The sequence below is a fragment of the Desulfurellaceae bacterium genome, assembly GCA_021296095.1.
Taxonomy (GTDB): domain Bacteria; phylum Desulfobacterota; class Binatia; order Bin18; family Bin18; genus JAAXHF01.
Map to the genome: position 1 here is coordinate 12,653 of JAGWBB010000061.1, position 18,022 is coordinate 30,674.

Annotated in this window: 20 protein-coding genes; 7 read left to right on the top strand and 13 right to left on the bottom strand. The window is 63.5% G+C overall.

The features are described 5' to 3' along the window. Positions 1 to 7: 7 nt before the first annotated feature. From J4F42_14860 to J4F42_14895, 8 genes are all read right to left on the bottom strand, one after another. The gene (locus J4F42_14860; protein MCE2486792.1) at positions 8 to 1,432 is read right to left on the bottom strand and encodes a hypothetical protein; all 1,425 of its coding nucleotides are present in this window, start codon (positions 1,430 to 1,432) and stop codon (positions 8 to 10) included. A 42-nt stretch (positions 1,433 to 1,474) separates the two neighbouring features. Beyond that, a complete protein-coding gene (locus tag J4F42_14865; GenBank protein MCE2486793.1) occupies positions 1,475 to 2,377 on the bottom strand; it encodes an NAD(P)-dependent oxidoreductase in 903 nt (300 codons plus the stop codon). Next, positions 2,374 to 2,958 (bottom strand): ACT domain-containing protein, encoded by a 585-nt coding sequence (locus tag J4F42_14870; GenBank protein MCE2486794.1) that lies wholly within the window; start codon positions 2,956 to 2,958, stop codon positions 2,374 to 2,376. The genes J4F42_14865 and J4F42_14870 overlap by 4 nt, the downstream gene beginning before the upstream one ends. Before the next feature lie 27 nt (positions 2,959 to 2,985). After that, positions 2,986 to 3,774 carry a Sir2 family NAD-dependent protein deacetylase gene (locus J4F42_14875; protein MCE2486795.1) on the bottom strand — a complete coding sequence of 263 codons (789 nt, stop codon included), beginning with the start codon at positions 3,772 to 3,774 and terminating at the stop codon, positions 2,986 to 2,988. 15 nt (positions 3,775 to 3,789) lie between these two features. Further along, positions 3,790 to 4,551 (bottom strand): enoyl-CoA hydratase/isomerase family protein, encoded by a 762-nt coding sequence (locus J4F42_14880; GenBank protein MCE2486796.1) that lies wholly within the window; start codon positions 4,549 to 4,551, stop codon positions 3,790 to 3,792. Positions 4,552 to 4,798: 247 nt separating this feature from the next. Beyond that, positions 4,799 to 5,617 carry a tRNA (adenine-N1)-methyltransferase gene (locus J4F42_14885; GenBank protein MCE2486797.1) on the bottom strand — a complete coding sequence of 273 codons (819 nt, stop codon included), beginning with the start codon at positions 5,615 to 5,617 and terminating at the stop codon, positions 4,799 to 4,801. A gap of 46 nt (positions 5,618 to 5,663) precedes the next feature. Continuing rightward, entirely contained in the window at positions 5,664 to 6,578 is a 915-nt protein-coding gene (locus J4F42_14890) for an adenine nucleotide alpha hydrolase family protein (protein ID MCE2486798.1), read from the bottom strand. After that, positions 6,575 to 6,772 (bottom strand): MoaD/ThiS family protein, encoded by a 198-nt coding sequence (locus J4F42_14895; GenBank protein MCE2486799.1) that lies wholly within the window; start codon positions 6,770 to 6,772, stop codon positions 6,575 to 6,577. Before J4F42_14895 ends, J4F42_14890 begins: the two co-directional genes overlap by 4 nt. 150 nt (positions 6,773 to 6,922) lie before the next feature. On the opposite strand from J4F42_14895, the gene J4F42_14900 reads away from it, so the two are divergent. Further along, positions 6,923 to 7,285, top strand: coding sequence for a hypothetical protein (locus J4F42_14900; GenBank protein MCE2486800.1), 363 nt, complete (start codon positions 6,923 to 6,925; stop codon positions 7,283 to 7,285). Here J4F42_14900 and J4F42_14905 read toward each other — a convergent pair. Both J4F42_14905 and J4F42_14910 read right to left on the bottom strand, forming a co-directional pair. After that, on the bottom strand, positions 7,282 to 8,253 hold the full coding sequence (locus J4F42_14905; protein ID MCE2486801.1) for an RluA family pseudouridine synthase: 972 nt from the start codon (positions 8,251 to 8,253) through the stop codon (positions 7,282 to 7,284). The genes J4F42_14900 and J4F42_14905 overlap by 4 nt on opposite strands. Before the next feature lie 32 nt (positions 8,254 to 8,285). Next, positions 8,286 to 8,912: a hypothetical protein gene (locus tag J4F42_14910; GenBank protein MCE2486802.1), complete on the bottom strand. Its 627-nt coding sequence runs from the start codon at positions 8,910 to 8,912 to the stop codon at positions 8,286 to 8,288. Between the two features lie 88 nt (positions 8,913 to 9,000). Here J4F42_14910 and J4F42_14915 point away from each other — a divergent pair, with 88 nt between their 5' ends. Next, positions 9,001 to 9,867, top strand: a complete 867-nt coding sequence (locus tag J4F42_14915; protein MCE2486803.1) for a bifunctional nuclease family protein — start codon at positions 9,001 to 9,003, stop codon at positions 9,865 to 9,867. A gap of 41 nt (positions 9,868 to 9,908) precedes the next feature. After that, on the top strand, positions 9,909 to 10,319 hold the full coding sequence (locus tag J4F42_14920) for a nuclear transport factor 2 family protein (protein MCE2486804.1): 411 nt from the start codon (positions 9,909 to 9,911) through the stop codon (positions 10,317 to 10,319). A gap of 8 nt (positions 10,320 to 10,327) precedes the next feature. Here J4F42_14920 and J4F42_14925 read toward each other — a convergent pair whose 3' ends face one another. Continuing rightward, positions 10,328 to 11,056 carry a hypothetical protein gene (locus J4F42_14925; GenBank protein ID MCE2486805.1) on the bottom strand — a complete coding sequence of 243 codons (729 nt, stop codon included), beginning with the start codon at positions 11,054 to 11,056 and terminating at the stop codon, positions 10,328 to 10,330. A 28-nt stretch (positions 11,057 to 11,084) separates the two neighbouring features. Continuing rightward, positions 11,085 to 11,930 (bottom strand): LLM class F420-dependent oxidoreductase, encoded by an 846-nt coding sequence (locus J4F42_14930; GenBank protein MCE2486806.1) that lies wholly within the window; start codon positions 11,928 to 11,930, stop codon positions 11,085 to 11,087. Between the two features lie 157 nt (positions 11,931 to 12,087). On the opposite strand from J4F42_14930, the gene J4F42_14935 reads away from it, so the two are divergent. Then, positions 12,088 to 13,068 (top strand): LLM class flavin-dependent oxidoreductase, encoded by a 981-nt coding sequence (locus J4F42_14935; GenBank protein MCE2486807.1) that lies wholly within the window; start codon positions 12,088 to 12,090, stop codon positions 13,066 to 13,068. Between the two features lie 11 nt (positions 13,069 to 13,079). Here the strand turns inward: J4F42_14935 and J4F42_14940 are convergent, their stop codons facing one another. Continuing rightward, positions 13,080 to 14,435, bottom strand: a complete 1,356-nt coding sequence (locus J4F42_14940; protein MCE2486808.1) for a DUF1329 domain-containing protein — start codon at positions 14,433 to 14,435, stop codon at positions 13,080 to 13,082. 162 nt (positions 14,436 to 14,597) lie between these two features. Here J4F42_14940 and J4F42_14945 point away from each other — a divergent pair, with 162 nt between their 5' ends. The 3 genes from J4F42_14945 to J4F42_14955 all read left to right on the top strand — a co-directional run bounded on the left by J4F42_14945 (position 14,598) and on the right by J4F42_14955 (position 17,932). After that, entirely contained in the window at positions 14,598 to 15,692 is a 1,095-nt protein-coding gene (locus J4F42_14945; protein MCE2486809.1) for an amidohydrolase, read from the top strand. Between the two features lie 216 nt (positions 15,693 to 15,908). After that, a complete protein-coding gene (locus tag J4F42_14950) occupies positions 15,909 to 17,372 on the top strand; it encodes an FAD-dependent oxidoreductase (protein MCE2486810.1) in 1,464 nt (487 codons plus the stop codon). 86 nt (positions 17,373 to 17,458) lie between these two features. Further along, positions 17,459 to 17,932 carry a hypothetical protein gene (locus tag J4F42_14955; GenBank protein MCE2486811.1) on the top strand — a complete coding sequence of 158 codons (474 nt, stop codon included), beginning with the start codon at positions 17,459 to 17,461 and terminating at the stop codon, positions 17,930 to 17,932. The last annotated feature ends 90 nt before the right edge of the window (positions 17,933 to 18,022 follow it).

The window sequence follows — 18,022 nt, forward strand, 5'->3', positions numbered from 1 at the left end:
CGGCGGCTCAGTGGCCCAGCGCGCTTGCCCCGACCGGCGTGGGAATGTGGCCGGCGGCCATGGACTCGTACTCGTCCTCAAAAAAGAACCGCTCGGCGCCAAAGGCCGGCTTGAGGTGGTTGAGCCAGGTGGCCTGGGGGTCGAAGCGGGCAAAGAACGGCCGCTGGACCCAGTCCGGGTTACGGCCCTGAATGAAACGCAGGACAAAGACTTTTTCGCCGCCTATCTCCGTCACGCCCTGGACCTCGACCTTGCCCGGTCCGGCGCTCATTGATGGGCCGCGCGCGGTGCGGGCCAGACCCGACACTTGGCTCAGGGCCTGGCGGTAAATCTCCCAGGCTTTGACCAGCGGCACCTCGAAATAGCGGCGGGCGCCGGTGTCGCGCTCGACAAACATATAGTAGGGCACGATCCCGAGCTGGACCTCCTTGCGCCACAGCCGGGCCCAGACCCCGGCATCGTCGTTGATATGGGCGATCAGGGGGCCTTGGCCGCGAATGACCACCCCGGTGTCGCGGACGCGGCGAATGGCGTCCTGAGCAGCCGGGGTTTCAAGCTCGCGCCAGTGGTTATAGTGGGCCATCAGCGCCACATGCTTGCCGTCCTTGACCAGCCGCTCGCACAGCTCCAGCAGAGCGTCGGCGTCCGGGTCGGTGGTGAAACGGTAGGGCCAGTAGCTGAGCGCCTTGCTGCCGATGCGGATCGTTTGCACATGGCGGTACTCGTCTTCCAGCAGCGGTTGCAGATAGGCGGCCAGGTGGCGTGTCTTCATGACCAGCGGATCGCCGCCGGTGAACAGAATGTCGCTGACCTGCGGGTGGGCGGCCAGATAGGCGTGGAGTTGGGCGGCGTCGGTCGAGGCAAACTTCAAATCCTGGATGCCGACAAACTGGGCCCAGCGGAAACAGAAGGTGCAGTAGGCGTGACAGGTCTGACCCTGGGTGGGGAAAAACAGCACGGTCTCGCGATATTTGTGCTGCATGCCGGACACCGGCTCGCCGTCGAGGGTCGGTACGTTCAGAGCCTGCTGTCCGGCCGGGTGGGGGTTCAGGCCCAGGCGGATGTCGTCGGCGGTCGCCTTGATCAGCTTGCGGTCGGCCTTGGCTTTGATCAACTCGGCCATCCGCTCAAAGTCTGCGGGGGCCAGCATGCCGGTCTGGGGAAAGGTCAGCTGAAAGATCGGATCGGCCGGGATGTTGTCCCAGTCGATCAGCTGATCGAGGACATAGGGGTTGACCCGAAAGGGCAAGACGTTGGCGACGACCTGCATATTGAAACGCTCGTCCGCCGACAGCCGCTCGATCTGGGGAATCTTGTCCAGGCTCGATTCGGTATAGACATGAAAACGGGGGCCGCCGTTTGACTCCTGCCGGGTCGGCCGGGACGCTGGCTGAGGGCGGGGGGCAATCGTGATGTCGTGCTGTTCTTGCATGGCCACATCCTCCTCTGGGTGGGGGTAGCGGACGCGGTCGGCTCAGGCCGGATCGCGCCACGTCCCCCGGACCGTTGTGCCGGTGAGTTTTTCCAATTCCTTGATCGTAGCGAGCACGTCCTCCTGGGCGTAGCCGTTCTGCTGATAGCCAGCGATCAGCTCCTCGGCCATCTTGGCCATTTTGAGCGGCACCTGGAGTTCGTCCGCCAAGCCGGTCGCCAGACCGATGTCCTTGCGGGCCAGGTCGATGGTAAACGTTGGCGCCAGCCGGTCGCGCAGGATGGCTCGGGTGCCCGCGTTCCAGATGAAACTCCCGCCGCTGCTGGCCTTGACGATCGACCACAGGACGTTGGGGTCAACCCCGGCCTTGGTACCCAGCACCAGGGCTTCGGCCGCGCCCATCATGTGGATGAAGGCCAGCATGTTGTTGACCAGCTTGGCCACATTGCCGGCCCCGATATCGCCAACGTGGAAGACATTCTCGCCCATCGCCTTGAGCAGCGGCTCGCAGCGCTCGTACACCGCCTTGTCCCCGCCGACCATGATGGCCAGGCTGGCGTTGCGCGCCCCGCGCACCCCGCCGCTGACCGGCGCATCCAGAAAATCCACGCCCTTGGCCCGGCACTGTTCAGCCAGGCCCTTGACTACGGTCGGGGCGTTGGTGCTCATGTCCACAATCGTGTGCCCGGTCTGGCAGCCGGCCAGCACGCCCCCGTCGCCCAGCACGACGTGCTCCACGTCTTTGGGCATAGGCAGCGACAAAAAGCTGAAGTCGGCGCCGTCGGCGGCCTGCTCGGCGCTGTCAACCCACACCGCTCCGGCCTCCTCGAGCTTGGCTCCGGCCTCGCGCCGCAGGTCGGTGACCTGAAGAGTATGGCCGGTCTTGAGCAGGTTCATGGCCATGTTGTTGCCCATATTACCCAGGCCGATGAATCCCAGTTTCATAGCTGTCTCCTTGTCTCCGTCCCCAGCCCGTCCTCCTGGCCCGCCATGGGCATCAGGTCGATATGAATGTGCAGGCTGTCGGCAATCGCCTCCAGGCGCTGATGCAGGGTCGGGATGCCGACCGCGGCCGGAATATCGAGCTGAACCTGCATGGTGTAGATGGCCGTTCCGCTGCCCGGCTCCGGATGGCTGTGGGTGTGCAGGGTGGTGATGTTGATGCCGTGCTCGGCCAGGCAGCGGGTGATCTTGGCCACGATGCCAGCCTGATCCACGCCGGTGGCACGCAGCTCATACGCCTGAAGCGGCTGGCCCGTTCCGTAGGGACGCGGCTCGCCCTGCAAGGGCCGGAAAAAGACGGTCAGCCGTTTTTCCCACTCCAGCCGTTTGCAGGCGCTGGACAGCGCCGGCTCGATGTTGTGGGCCTGGCTCGACAACAGCAGCAGCACGGCAAATTCGCCACCCAGCATCGTCATGCTGGAATCTTCAAGGTTGCAGTCACACTCGTAAATCAGTTCGGCCAGATCGGCCACAATCCCGGGTCGGTCACGTCCAATGGCGGATAAGGCGAACCACTGCTTCATCGTCCTCTCCTGGGTCAGGACCCTGGGTTATACGCGAAGTTCCTTCACCTTGTCTACCAGTCGGGGCAAGACCTCGGCCGAGGGGCCGCGCAGGCTCAGGCTGCTGAGCGGACTCAGTTCGCTCTCATACAGGTTGACCTCGATCAGCTGGCCGCCCTTCTCGCGTACGGCCAGGGGGAAGGCGGCGGCCGGATAGACCGTAGCCGAGGTGCCGGCCACCAGCATACAGTCGCACAGCTGGGTCTGGCTGTAGCACTGCTCCAAAACGTCCTGGGGGATGGGCTCGCCAAAGGAGACCGTATCGCTTTTCAGGATGCCGTGACAGCGTGGGCACTCGGGCGGCAGGGTGTGCAGGGGAACCTCGGAGGCAGGGAAGCGGGTCGTACACTCGATACAGCGGATAAGGGTGTAGTTGCCGTGTATTTCGATCAGCTCGCGCTGGCCCGCCCGACGGTGCAGATTATCGACATTCTGGCTGATCATGGAGCGCAGAACGCCCATGTTTTCCAACTCGACCAGGGCTTGGTGGCCGGGATTCGGCTCGGCCACCTCAAGCCTGGTCCACATCTCTTTTGTCGGGCCCGAGGGCGACAGGCGCTCCTGCCAGGCTTTTTGCGGGTCTTCCAAAAAGCGTTCATAGCCGTTCATCGGCGGCTCGCCATACTTGGTCCACAGGCCGCCCGGTCCGCGAAACGGCGGAATGCCGCTCTCGACCGATATGCCGGCGCCGGTCAGGGCCATGACGTGTGTGGCTGATAGCAGGAGGCTGGCCGCCTGGTGGATGGCTTCGTCCGGGATGCTGGGCGCTTGGCTCATGCGAAAACCCCTCTATCACTTGCCTTGCCACTGCGGATCACGCTTTTCGGCAAACGCCCGGGCGCCCTCGCGCGAATCTTCGGTCTCCATCAGGAAGTTGAACAGCTCGCGTTCGAGTTTGAGTCCGTCGGCCAGCGGCAGGTCGAGACCGCGCAGCGCAGCCTGCTTGATCTTTTGGACCGCCAGCGGAGCGCTCTTGCAGATTTCGGTGGCGATCGCCTGGCAGGTGCCCATCAGCTGCTCCATGGGCACGACGTGGTCAACCAGACCCAGCCGCAGGGCTTCGTCAGCGCCGATGCGGTTGCCGGTGTACAGCATCTCAAGCGCGCGGCCGAGCGGGATCAGGCGCGGTAGACGCTGGGTGCCGCCGCCGCCCGGCAGCCAGCCGAGGCGGACCTCGCCCAGCCCGAACTGGGCGTGCTCGGCCGCGACACGAATATCACACGCCAGCGCCTGTTCCAGGCCGCCGCCGTTGGCATGGCCGTTGATGGCGGCAATGATAGGCTTGGTCAGATTTAACAGAACGGGGAACAGGCTGTTGGGCGGCTCGCCCTCGGCGCGGTCCACATAGTTGGCCTTGATATCGCTGCCGGCGCAAAAGCCGCGCTCGCCAGCCCCGGTCAGAATGCCGACACGCAGCGCGCTGTCGTCCTGGAATTCCTGCCAGATTTCGGCCAGCTGCTGGTAGGTCTCGAAATCGCAGGCGTTGAGCCGTTCCGGGCGGTTGATCGTGACATAGGCGATGTGGTCTTTTTTCTCGAATAAGACTTTCGGCATGGCTCCCCCTTGTGGGCATCTCTGGTCTCTTCTAGAGCATTTTCACCCTATGTTGAGTCATGGCTTTGCGGGCGAGGCTGTGGGACATGCCTCGGGCGAGACATGGAAGCACGCATCAGAGATCACTGAAAATGCTCTAGCGGGATTGTTTCGCCCGCGTCAATGCTTTGAGACGGACCAGGGCAGGGGGACAGGACGGTCGCCGGACCGGTGGCAGTGAGAGCAGCCACGGGGGGCTGCCCCTACATTATGTGGACGATACGGGCGGGGAGGGCGCGGGTTCGGCCGTCCGACGGGCCACCATGATGAAACCGGTATGGGCGACCATCCGGTGGTGGGGACGGACCGACATGTCGGTGACGTGCCAGAAGCGGAGCAGGTTTTCCATGACCTCGACTGCGGTAAAGCACGGGTTGGCGTGCAGCTCATCGACCAGGGTTTTGACCTGCAAGGTGGTTGGGCTGTAGCCCAGCAGCACACCGCCCGGCCGTAGGACCGGCGCGGCGTGGGGAATGACCCGCCACGGTTCGGGCACATCAATGACCACCCGGTCCACCTCGGGCACGTCGATGTGTTCGTAGGCGTCGCCGTGTTGGAGGGTCCAGGTCGGGGCGGGACCAAAAAAGCGCTCGACGTTCTCCCGCGCCATGTCACAGAAGTCTTGCCGCGCCTCGACCGTTGTCAGGCTGCCGTTCGGCCCGATGGCCCGCAGCAGGGCAATGCTCAGCGCTCCGGGTCCGGCCCCGACTTCGAGCACGGCCGCACCCGGAAAGATATCGCCCCACAACAGAATCGGACCGACATCCTTGGGGTAGATGACCTGAGCCCGCCGGGGCAGATTGGGAATCAGGTGGGCGTAGCTCGGCCGAAAAACCCAGAAGGCTTCATTGCTAGGCGTCCGAATCAGGCTGCCCTCGGGCAGGCCGATAATATCGTCCGCAGCCAGCTGTCCGCCGCGCAGCGACAGCCGGCCGCCGGCCTTGAGGGCGCGCAGGTACTCGCGTTCCTTGCGGTCGATAAACACCACGTTATCGCCGGCGTGGAGGAGAGAGCGGGGGGAAGGCATGGGTGAATGATGAACGATGAATGAAGAAATGGTGGATGTCTGGGTATTATGCAGCGCTACGCTGCTGCTTGCGTTTGACTTCCTGAAGCAGACGGCAGAAGGCGCACACCGGGGTGAAGGACGGCATGCCACACTCGGTGCAGGTCTGGGGCGGGCTGTCGTTCGCAGCGGCAAAGGCTGGCTGGGCCGAGCGCAGAAACTCCTGGACAAAATTGAGCTTGGTGCCTGGCATTGTGGCTTCGAGGCGGTTGAGCGTGTCTTTATAGTGCAGCTGGGTTGCGCCGACGCTGTTGGGGCACTCGTCGATTACATAGTCGATGCCGCGAAAAAAGGCGTAGGCCGCAGACTCCAACTCGCCCAGTCGGTACAGCGGGCGGACTTTGCGGACGAACTTGGGGTGGCTCGGTTCCAGAACCGGGGTTTGGCGGGCCAGGTAGTCGGTCTGCCAGTGCAGAACGTTGCCCAGCAGGCGGGCGGCCTCGTCGTCAAGATTGTGGCCGGTGGCCAGGACCGAGAAGCCGCCCTCAAGCGCGGCCCGGTCGAAGAAGTGGCGCTTCATCATGCCGCACGCCGCACACGGCACCCGGTTGGTGAATTGCGCCGCAACAGGCACCGCCACCGCGTCTTCGGACAGCTCGACGACCCGTAGCGACGCCCCACGCTGGCGGGCGAAGGCCTCGGCTTTGTGCCGCGATTGGTCCGAATAGTCGCCAATGCCCAGGGCCAGGTATACGCCTTCGGTCTGATAGCCGAGGGTCAGCAGCACGTCCCACAGCGCCAGGCTGTCCTTGCCGCCCGACACGGCGACCAGAACCCGGTCCTGAGGGGTGAACATGCGCTGTTTATGAATGGCCCGCTCGACCTGACGCTGGAAGTACAGCACAAAGCACGAGCGGCAGAAGGCTGCGTTATGCGAACGGAGCTGGATTTCAGCCCGCTCTCCACAGCGTTTACACTTCATCTGCCCCCCGAAATAACCGACCGAATCTCGATTTCATCGTCTTCCTGAATCAGGTCCTCGTCTATCAGCAGCGCCGTGCCGCGAATCACCATGACCGTGCCCGGGATCAGATCCAGCTTGTTCAGCAGGGCGGCCACACGCATGCGCTTTGGAAATGTCACAGTCTGGTTTTGCGGCAGGAGGGTAACCCGCATTGCGCTATCCTACCACGCCCCCCTCGGCTCGACAAGAACTCTTGACAGTTCGCAGCCTCATCCCATATGAAGAGAGATTCATCCACCCGCCCATTCCTGCCTTTTTATACTGTCGATCCTGGCCGTCGGCCCATGTGGAGGAGGACGCGCATGCCGCGAGCGAGTAAAAAAGAGAAAGTCCGCAAGGACGTGGTCCTGTTCGACGATGACGAGCACTCGGACGAGACTGCCGAAGAGGAACTCCCCAAAGACGAGGCCGGGCGACTCAAGATCAAGCGGCGCTATGAAGAACTGCTCGGGATTCGGGTCGAGAAGCTCAAAGGTCGGGTTCTCAACCGGGAACGCATCAATAAGACGATCGAGGGCATTTATTTCATCTGCCTCGACTGCAAGAAGATCTGCCATAACCTCGACGAGGGACTCGTCGAAGATCCTAATAATGTCGCCAACCTGTGTGCGCCCTGCGCCAAAAATCGGGAAAAAACCAGGAAAAAAGGCCGAGCGGCCGCCTAGCACAATCCATTCTCCTCGGGTCGGAAATCCTGCCCGGCCGGACTGAAGAGCCGCACGCTTTGCCCGGTCTCGGGATGTACAAAGCGTAGCGCCTCGGCGTGCAGCGCCAGGCGGGACGCCCCGGCCGGAGCGCCGTAGTGGGTATCGCCGACCAGCGGATAGCCCAGAGCGGCCAGATGAGCCCGGATTTGGTGGCGCACCCCGGTGTGCAGCCGAACGCGGATCAGGCTGTAGCCGGCGCGCGTCTCAAGACAGGTATAGGTGGACATCGCTTCCTGGGCCCGTTGTCGAGGGTCGAGGCCGCGCTCGGCCATGACGACCCGCATGCGCTGTCCCCGTCTGCCTTCGGGCATCAGAAAAAAGCGTCTGCTGCCGTCGAGTTCCCGGCCGCTCGGCTGCCCGTGCACCCAGGCCAGATAGTCTTTGACAATACGGCGGTCCGAGAACTGGGCGCGCAGAGCCGTGTAGGCCGCAGCCGTGCGGGCTGCCAACAGCAATCCCGATGTGGGGGTGTCGAGCCGGTGAACCACACCGGCTTCGAGCGGCGCGCGTGACGACAGGCTGCTCAGCGTGGTTTCCGGGTAATGGGCTGCCAGGTAGTTGGCGACCGTGTGGGTATCGCTCAGGCGCAGGGCAACGCTGGGCAGACCCGGGGGCTTGTCAAGGCCGAGGACTGCGCCCTGGGCGTAGACCAGTCGGACGGGTAGCGACGGGCTGGGTCTGAGGCTCAGCTGGACCTGGGCTCGTATGCGGTCGCCGCTGCGAACCCGGCTGCCCTTTTTGCCCAGTCCTCGGTTAAGGCAGACGTGGCCGGCCTTGATAAGAGCACCAACCGCCCGCCGTGACACGCCCGGCAGCCGGCGGACCAGGAAACTGTCGAGACGCAGCAGGTCGTCCTGGGCTGGGACCGTCCATTCGTACCAGTCTTGCCCGGCCGGCTGGGCTGGGTCACGGCTCGTGGCTCGCACGCTTCGCTTCCACGTCGCCCGAGGGGCGCTGCTCAATTCTGGGACAGATGCGTTTTGACCCAGCCCTCAACGCGACGCAGAAACTGCCCAAACGGATTCTCGCCCGGACCGGCCGCAAAGTGGGCTTTGCGCATGTAGTCCAGCGCGCCCGAGTAGTACTCGAAGTTTTTGGCCAACTCCTCGAACAGCAGAAAGCCGGTTTGATACAGCCTCACGTCCAGCTTGGACACCTGCTGATACGCCTGGCGACCCTGTTGGATATAGGAGTCAAGGGCGTCGAGCTTTTCGACATAGGCACGAAACAGACCGCTCATGAACAGCGTATAGTCTCCCAGGTGTTTGTGCACCGTGCGCTCGCGCCAGAGGCCCGTCGAGGTGTCCTGGCCGACTCCGGCGTCCGTCTGCAGCACGGGCTGGTCGGCCAGGGTTTCGGCCACACTGTCCAGCTGACGGACGGTCGGAGTGTCCAGCCGGTACAGCCGGTCGGTCTGAGCAAAATTGGTCAAGACCTCGGCCACATAGGTGACGACCGCCCGGTCCCCCACGCCCAGCTCCCCAAAGCTGCGCTGGGTATAGCGCAGGAAAAAGCGGTACAGCTGGGCGGTATCGGCCCGAACCAGGCCGGCAGACTGGGGGGAGAGCGGATGTGGCTTGCCCATGGCCGGAAAGTATACTAGCTAGGGGAAAGGAATAGAAGGACGAGTGCTGAGTCGCGCCGAACAGCCCGCATCCGGACAGGAGGCTCCTATGAGCAGGCGCAGGTGTCCCCAAGGCTTTTCTTTTTCCTCCCTCGGGTCGGCGCTCAGCTCTGGTGTGCGGTGTGTGGTGTTGGGCGGCCTGCTGAGTTTGCCGCTCAGCGCCTGCCACGCGGCCGATGGGACCGAGCCGGCCATGGTCCAGGTCACGGTCAAGCGGATCGGCTTTGACCCCGTCTCCCGCTCGCCGGTCGTCCTCCTGCTGGACGAGGCTCAGACCCGGATGATGCCGATCTGGGTCGGCGTGGCTGAGGCCCGGGCGATTGAGCTTGAGCTGCGCGGACACCCCGTTTCGCGGCCGCTGACCCACGATCTGCTGAAGAACATCCTGGTTCAGGTTGGCGTTGATTTCGACAAAGTGGTTGTCAGCGAGCTGAAAGACAGCACCTACTACGCCCGTATCCATCTGACCACGGCCGGTCAGCCGCTTGAGATTGACAGCCGTCCCAGCGATGCGATTGCCCTGGCGCTGCGCTTCGAGCGGCCGATTTTTGTTGCCCGCAGCCTGCTCGAGACAGCCCTGCCGGTCGACCCCGAGCGGCCGCAAAGCGCGGCCGTGGACGATCCAAGGAACGTGCGCAGCCGTGGGGTGACCGTCCAGAACATCAGCGAGGAGCTGGCCCGCGTGTTCCGGCTGCCGGGCACCCGCGGCGTCCTGGTCGCCGATGTTGAGACGAGTGCGACCGCTCAGGGGCATCTGCGTCGTGGCGACATCATTTTGACTATCGCCGGCAAGACGGTGAGGAACATCAGGGATTTCCAGACCAGGATGGGAGAAGAGCACGGCCAGGACGTCTCCATGCAGATCCACCGTGACGGCCAGATCCTGGGCGTCGTTCTGCCGACTACCGTGCCCTAGGCCGCCCAGCCACACTGCGCCGCCACGAAAGAGAGGATGGTATGTCAAGCGTATTAGAGGACAAAGAAGCGATCCGCGATCTGCTGACCAGATATTGTCTCCATATTGACGCCGGCCGCTATGAGGAGTGGGTCGGTTGTTTTACCCCGGACGGAGTTTTCGACAGTCCGATTCTGGGTCGCTGGCAGGGCGCGGACAAGCTGCGGCAGTTCACCCAGCGCTACCGGGAGTGGACCGGGGCGCACCAGCCGCGTCACTGTGTGATGAACGTGCTGATCGAGGTCGAGGGCGAGCGGGCCAGCGCCGAGTGTTACCTGCTGATGACCCACGCCGCAGAGGGCAAGACCGAGCTGGTCATCTCCGGCCGTTACGAGGATCAAATCGCAAAGATTGACGGGCAGTGGCTGTTCAAGGAACGTAAGGTTCTGCCCGATACGCGTCCTGCGGTCTGAGCCGGCGGCTAGAAGAACTGCTCAAACTGGCGCGCCTGTGACGGCAGCTGCTGGCGCGCCGCTTCGAGTCGTTGGCGGCGGGCGTCTTCTTTTTCGGTCTTGGTCTGTCCGATCAGATGATCGGGGTTCTCGGGCTGCTCAAGCCGCCAGTGATGGGTCAGGCCGTCTCGTCCGGCGTACCACACCGACTGGCCGCCAAGGGCCAGCTGGGTCGTCTGGCCACGCCAGATCAGCCAGCGCTGGTCATAGCCCCAGTCGATCAGGCTGGCCCGGCTGTAGGGGTCGGACCGGCTCTGGGCCAGGGGAAGGACCTCCTGGGCTGACCACACGGCGCCGATACCGTGCGGTCGGCCATATTTGCCGGCCACCGCAAGCCGCACCGGAGCGTTATAGGTCAGCTCGCGCAGCACCAGGTCGGCTTCGGTGATCGTATGCTGGACCGTCCACGGCACCATCTCGATGCCGACCGCGTACAGCCCAAAGCCTCGGACAAACAAGAAGCTGACCGCACGATCCTGCCAGCGGGCGACCAGTTCGGTCCGGCTATTGGTCCGAACCGCATGGCTGTGGCGGAGGTCTCCGGCCGGACTGCGGTCGAGCTGGGCCAGCTCTTGGACCTGCTCAACCGACATCCGCCAGCTCGCGCCCAGCGGCGGCTGCGGCTCAGGAAACGTCTCAGCTGCGGCCAGACCGCCCAGCAGCACGGACAGGACCAGACCTATTACGCAATGCCACACTGTTCCAGCTCCCGACTGGTGTTGCGGCTCAGGCGACTTTGGCGATCAGGCTGGCGTGCTCGTCGAGGATGGGCAGCATTTTCTCCTTTTCCACCGGCGGCACGAAAAAGATGGCCCGCTCCACACCCATGTCCCGGTACTCCTTGAGGGTATCTTCCTCGTTGGGAGCGCCCAGGAGTGAGATGGAGATGCTGTCGGGCTTGCGGCCGGCCTTGCGGGCGCGGTCATGCAGGTCGGCGATAATGCCCGGAATGTCCTGATAGCGACGGGCGTTGGGAATCCAGCCGTCGCAGTAGCGCACCACCCGGTCGAGGCCGTTGGATGTGTGCGAGCCCAGCACGATGGGCGGATTCGGCTGCTGAACCGGCTTGGGGTAGCTCCAGATCGGATCAAAATCGACAAACTCGCCATGATACTCGGCCGCTTCCTTGGTCCAGATCTCCTTCATCGCCTCAATCTTTTCGCGCAACACCTTCCAGCGTTTCTTGAACGGCGTGCCGTGGTTCTCCATCTCCTCGGCGTTCCAGCCCCCGCCGATGCCGAAGATCAGGCGCCCGTTAGACAGCTGATCGACCGAGGCGACCTCTTTGGCCATGGTGATGGGGTCGCGTTCCATGGCCAGGCAGATCCCGCTGCCGACCTTGATGGTGCTGGTCACGGCCGCCGCAGCCATCAGGGCGACAAACAGATCGTGGGTGTGCGAGTACTCCTGGGGCAGGTCCCCGCCGCCGGGAAACGGCGATTTGCGGCTGGTCGGAATATGGGTATGTTCCGGAAACCAGACCGACTCAAAGCCCCGCTCTTCACAGGCCACGGCCAGCTCATCCGGGCGGATCGCATAATCGGTGGCAAACATTTCGATCCCGAGTTTCATCGTGTCCTCCTTACGCGGTGTGGTGATGCTCGCGCCTCTCATGGCAGCTGGCCGGCTCAAAGTCAAGAAAGACGGTCGCCGCCCCGCCTGGGAATTGCCGCCGCCTCGCTTGTGGTATAGATGGGCCAAGACCGACTCAATGCGAGAGGAGCAGCGGATGCACGAGCCCAAGTTTGGCATATTCTTACCCACCGGAGACTTTGCGGCTGCCAAGAAGGCGGCCCTGCGGGCCGAGAGCGAGGGATTTTATTCGGTTTCGATCAACGATCATTTCTTCAGCCCCCTGGGTCTACCCCAAACCCCCCAGCTGGAGAGCATGACCACCCTGACTGCGGTGGCCGCGGTGACCGAACGCATCCGTCTGGTGCCGTCGGTGGTGGCCGCTTCGTTTCGTACGCCCCCGATGCTGGCCAAGATCACCTCGACCCTCGACCAGGTCAGTCAGGGTCGCCTGACGCTCGGCCTGGGCGCGGGCTGGAAGCAGGACGAGTACGAGGCGCACGGCTACCCGTACCCGTCCAACGCCGAACGCTTAGAGCAGCTGGCCGAGACCGTACAGGTGCTCAAGGCCATGTGGACCCAGGCCGAGCCCACGTTTGCAGGCCGCTATTTTTCGATTCGGAAGGCGTACAACAACCCGCGTCCAGTTCAAAAACCCCACCCGCCGCTGATGCTCGGCGGCTCGGGCAGCGGCCTACTCAAAATCGCCGTGGCCGAAGCCGACCTGCTGAATATCATTCCCCCGATCTTCAACGGCAAGGATTTTGTGAACGACCCGGTGATGACCGTCAAGTTCGACACCCCATATCTGAAACGCCGCCTCGACATGTTGCACGGCTATCTGGAAGCGGCCGGGCGTGAGCCGCAGGACCTTGAGCTGAGCGCCCTGCTGCTGGTCCACCTGAGCCATGACCCGGCTGACCCGGCCCTGGAAAAAACCGCGACCCGCTTAGGTTTTCCTGATGTCGATACGGCGCTCCGCTCGCCCCTGCTGCTGATGGGTACCCCGGATAAGGTCAAGCGTGACCTCCAGACCCGGATTGAGGAGTTGGGTTTCAGCTACCATATTGTCATCCCGGCCTCGGCCGAGTCTCACGAGCTGTTTGTCAAGGAAGTCATGCCCGCGTTTGTGGGCTGAGCCGCGCCGGCTCACTCGTCCGTCTGCGGCTGGCTGTCGAAGACGAGCCGTCCGGCAGCCTCCTGGGCGTCGACGCGGGCCTGGAGTTCGGGGGACAGGACAATCGTGCGCTCGGTCGGGAACTTCTCGACATCCAGGGCCGGACGCAGGCAGAACTCGTCCGGCGTGTTGATCCCGGCCTGGCTCTTGACCTCGTCGATAAACCACACCCGGCGCATGAAATCCGGGTTGAAATAGGTCTGGCGGTCCTCGTCCGTCCATGCTCGTACCCGGTGGCCGTCGTGGGCCGAGTAGGTCAGCAGGTCAATCGTCAGGTCCCAGTACACATCGATCAGCATGCCGTAGCCGTGCTCGCCCAGGGCCGGGTTGAGCAGGTCGGCAATCCGGGTTTCGATAAAGATCAGCCTGCCCTCGGGGTCATACTCCTCGATCCGCAACGGGTAGAAAAAATGCTTATCGAGCCAGTACACGATCTTGGGCGCGTAATAGTCCGGTAGCCAGTCCTCACGTGCCCGGGCTTCGACCACATAGCACTCTACGCCGCCGTCCGGGGTGTAGAAGGGGTAGCGGTCGCCCATCATTTTGAGCTGCGGGGTGGGGATCTGCCGAAAGCTGTTGGTGTCGTCGGCCAGGGTGATGGTCTGACGAGTGTGCGGAAAACGGACCGTCTCGAACAGCACGTCGGTGCCCAGAATACGCCACGACCACTCCCAGCTGTCGCGCCCAAACCCGTCGTCAAAGGTGAACGCCATATTCGGAAAGCGATCCGCCCGCCGGGGTTGGGGCTGGCGGCGGACGCGCCGTAGCGAGGGGGTGTAGATGAACATGTCGATCTTCTTGGTGAAATCTTTATCGACCCGGTAGCGTAGCGACAGGTTCTGGCTGCCGTAGCGCTGGGCCGGGCCTGAGTACTGACCTAGCGAGGTCACAAAGTGCTCGCCCGGCTTGGTGTGATACAGCTCGCCGACCAGCCCCTCGGGTTTGCGGTGGGCGACCAGGACCACCACATTGCTCTGCTCCAACAGGTGTCCCCAGCTGTTGATCGAGGCGATCACGTCGGCATGGACGCACGACCAGCGCGGCGAGTGCGGAAACTCGCTGGCCCGATAGCCCATCTCCTCGGCCGTATACGGAGGTTGAAACGGATACGCCTCGGCCGGCAGGTAGGGAATCTCGGGATGCCGGGGGGTGTGGCTTGAGAGGTCGATGCGGGCGCGCTCAGCCGCCGACAGCTCGGCGACCGCCTTCCAGGTCTTCGGAGAGGACTGGGCCTGGGGTGCCGCCTCAACCCGTCGGCTCTCGGCAAGCAGGCACAGACTCAGGAAGAACGCGCTGAGCGTGAAGCGTCTGAGCGTGGCAAACGTCATGGCCGCCTCCTCACATGGACACACGCCCCTCATGGCAGCTCGCCCGGCCAAAGTCAAGAAAATCGTCGACAGGGGGACGAGTAGCTCGACGGGTCTGTTCTCTTGTCCTCCGTCGGGCGGACGGGCTAGAGTCCACGCATAAGCAGGGCTAAGGAGAGGCGTATGCACATCATTGATGTTGACAGTCACTTTATTGTGAACAAGGGCCTTGATGGCAGTCCGCTGCGGGTCGAGATCCTGCCCGACGGCGGGCATCTGATCGAGTTCAGTCGGGCTCAGCTGGACATTGCCCCGCCCCAGGGCAGGGTGCCACGGCCGGGCAAGCCAGCCCTGGAGGTGCGCACCTACTGGGATCTGGACCGGCGGCTCGACGACCTGGACCGGGAGGGCATCAACCAACAGGTGCTCATCTTTCATACCTCACACCTCTTTTATGGGGCTGACGCCCAGGTCGCGGTTCAGACCGCCCGGAGGTTCAACGACGGCGTGGCCGAGATGATATCCAGTTGCCGGGCTCCGGGCCGGTATCTGGGCGCCGTCCATCTGCCCTTACAGGACCCCCAGGCTGCGGCCGATGAGGCCGAGCGGGCGATTAAAGAGCTGCACATGCCGGCCGTCGTGATCGGAACCAATGTCCGGGGAAAGAATCTGGATCTGCCGGAATTCTGGCCGTTTTTCGCCCGGATGAATGATTTGCAGGCGCCCATCATCGTGCACTCGGACGGGCTGTCGCCGTTTCAGACCCACATCGCCGCCGGGGAACGGCTGGGCTGGGCAGAGCGCAGTCCGTTTGCCGGGGACTATCCGGTGTGGTGGATGCTCGGCCATCCGTTTGAGCACATGATTGCGATTGCCCGCATCATCTACAGCGGGCTGTTGGATCGCTATCCCAATCTGCGCTTCATTTTTGAGGAGGGAAATGTTGGCTACGCGATCTATCTGTTTGACCGTCTGGAGTCCGGCTGGGAGTTTGGCGAGCAGCTGTTTGGCCCACGGGTGCATCTCAAGCCGCCCAAGAAACGGCCGCTGGAGTACCTGGAACATTTCCACTGGGCGGTCGAGTCCGAGGATTCGATGATTGGCGAGGTGATTAAACGCTGGGGCGCCGAGCGTATCCTGTTCAGCACCGACTATCCACATCCCGACTCACCCTGGCCGGACAGTGTCAAAGAGATGCAGGAGGCGATCACCTTTTGCTCGGCCGAAGATCAGGCCAAGGTGCTGGGCGGCAATGCGGCGCGCCTGCTGGGGGTGTGAGTCAAACGAGCCGCCCGCTATCGGTGTTGTGTACTGTTCGATTGTGATCGGGCTGGCCGCCAAGTACCTGCTGCGCGGCGATTGATTGCGGGGGAGTGGCGAGACTTCGTGCGGAAGAACTATAAAGAGGAAGACGTAATGACGACGAAGATGACGAAACGCCAATTCCTGCAATCCATCGGCGCTGCGGCCGGGGTGGCCGCGGTGTATCGGAGCATGAATGCGCTGGGCCTGATTGGGGCTGGCCCGGCGCATGCGACCACACCCGATCTGGCGCCCGGCTCGGGCGGTGGGAAGCGGGTTGTCATCCTGGGGGCTGGTATCTCAGGTCTGGTGGCCGCCTATGAGTTGTCAAAAGCGGGCTATGAGTGCACGATTCTGGAGGCTACCAATCGGGCCGGCGGACGTAACCTGACGGCCCGCAGCGGCGATATCATCAGAGAGGAGGATAGCCGGCAGTGGGTGGGCTTTGATCCCGAGGAGCATCTGTACGCCAATCTGGGACCGGCCCGCATTCCCCACCACCACACCGCCATACTCGGCTACTGTAAGGAATTCGGCGTTGATCTCGAAGTCTTTACCAACGACAACCGGGCGGCCTTTTTCCACAACCTGGAGCATTTTGATGGCAATCCCGTCGTGGCGCGGCAGGTGATGACGGATACGCGCGGCTATCTGGCCGAACTGCTGGCCAAGGCGGTTAACCGCGAGGCCCTGGATGACGTGCTGACGGGCGAGGACAAGGAGCGTCTCCTCGCCCTGCTCAGGAGCTACGGCGACCTGGACGCCGCAGATGATCTCTACCTGGGATCAGGACGTGGCGGGCATCAGGGCGAGTATGTCCATGCCGGTCTTACGCCTGGCGAAATCAACGATCGGCTCGATTTCAGCCAGCTACTCAGCTCGGACTTCTGGGAATACAAGCTCCACTTCAGCCAATTCCTCGACCAAAACCCGACCTTGTTGCAGCCCGTCGGCGGCATGGACGCCATTGTCGATGCCTTTGAGGAGCGTCTGGAGCATCTGATTCGGTATCGGAGCATCGTCAGGGCGATTCAGAAGACTGCCGGCGGCGTGCGCATCGTGTACCGGCGTCGGCGGCGCGGCATGAGAGTCCTGGATGCGGACTTTGCGATCTGTACCATCCCCGCGCCCGTCCTGAAGGATATTCGCAACGACTTCTCTCCCGAGACGCAAGCCGCGATCGAGTCGATAGAGTTCTCCAAGGCGGTCAAAATCGGTTTCCAGGCGCGTCGGCGCTTCTGGGAGGAGGATCACGGTATCTATGGCGGCATATCCTGGACCGACCAGGATATTACCCAGATCTGGTATCCGCCCTACGGCTATCAGCGAGAGAAAGGGATTATTCTGGGTGCCTATATCTGGGACGATGAGCCCGGCCTGCGCTATACCGCCATGACGCCGGCCGAGCGTCTCCAGGCCGCTATCGCCGAGGGCGAGGCGCTCCATCCCGGCTATGAGGCGGAGATAGAAGCCGGGGTCAGCCGTGCCTGGCCCAAGGTCCGCTTCCAGCGGGGCGGCTGGCCCGTCAGCTATCAGCCAGCGATCTACTTCGCCGGCGATCAGTTGAGCGCCCTGCCGGGATGGCAGGAGGGGGCGGCCCTGGCCGCTCATGCGGCGGTCCGGGCCATCAACGAACGGGTGACGGCCATGGCCTGAAAAAGCGGCTGGCTGCTCGGCGGAAGATCGGGCCACGGCGCTGGCCGCTTACGCGGTGTGCCCGGAGCATGTATGATACGACCTGTATGGGCGATGCTGAAGACCGGCGGCCAAGACTTCTGAGTTGCGAGGTGCTGGGAGCAGCTGCGGTCCTGCTGTTCGTTGGCTCCGTCTGCGTCCCGTCCGCGCAGCCGCCCCCTGGCGACCCTCTGCCGGCGACGACCGCACGGCAGATCGAGGCGCTGCTGGCCCGGAAGGCCCAGCGCACCCCCGCCCAACGGAAAGTGAGTTCGCAGCTCCTGGACGCCTGGCGGGCAGGACGGGATCAGCTCGGTGGGACCGAGCTGGTGACGGTGGACATCCGGGCCGAGGTGACACCGGCGGTGCTGGAGCGTATCCAGACCCTGGGCGGCACGGTGCTGAACAGCGTACCGAAATACCGGGCTATCCGGGCGCGGCTGCCGCTGGCCGCCGTCGAGCCGCTGGCCACGCTCGACGCCGTCCAGTCGATCCGCCCCGCCGACCGGGCGCAGACGCGTAGCTTGAGCCCGGCCGATTGAGCGAGCCGTGCGTTCCTCGTGTTTCTCCCGTTTTCTCCGTCAGCCCGCCCGCCTTTTCTCAGTGTGGTTCCAGGGCACGGCTCCCAGCGG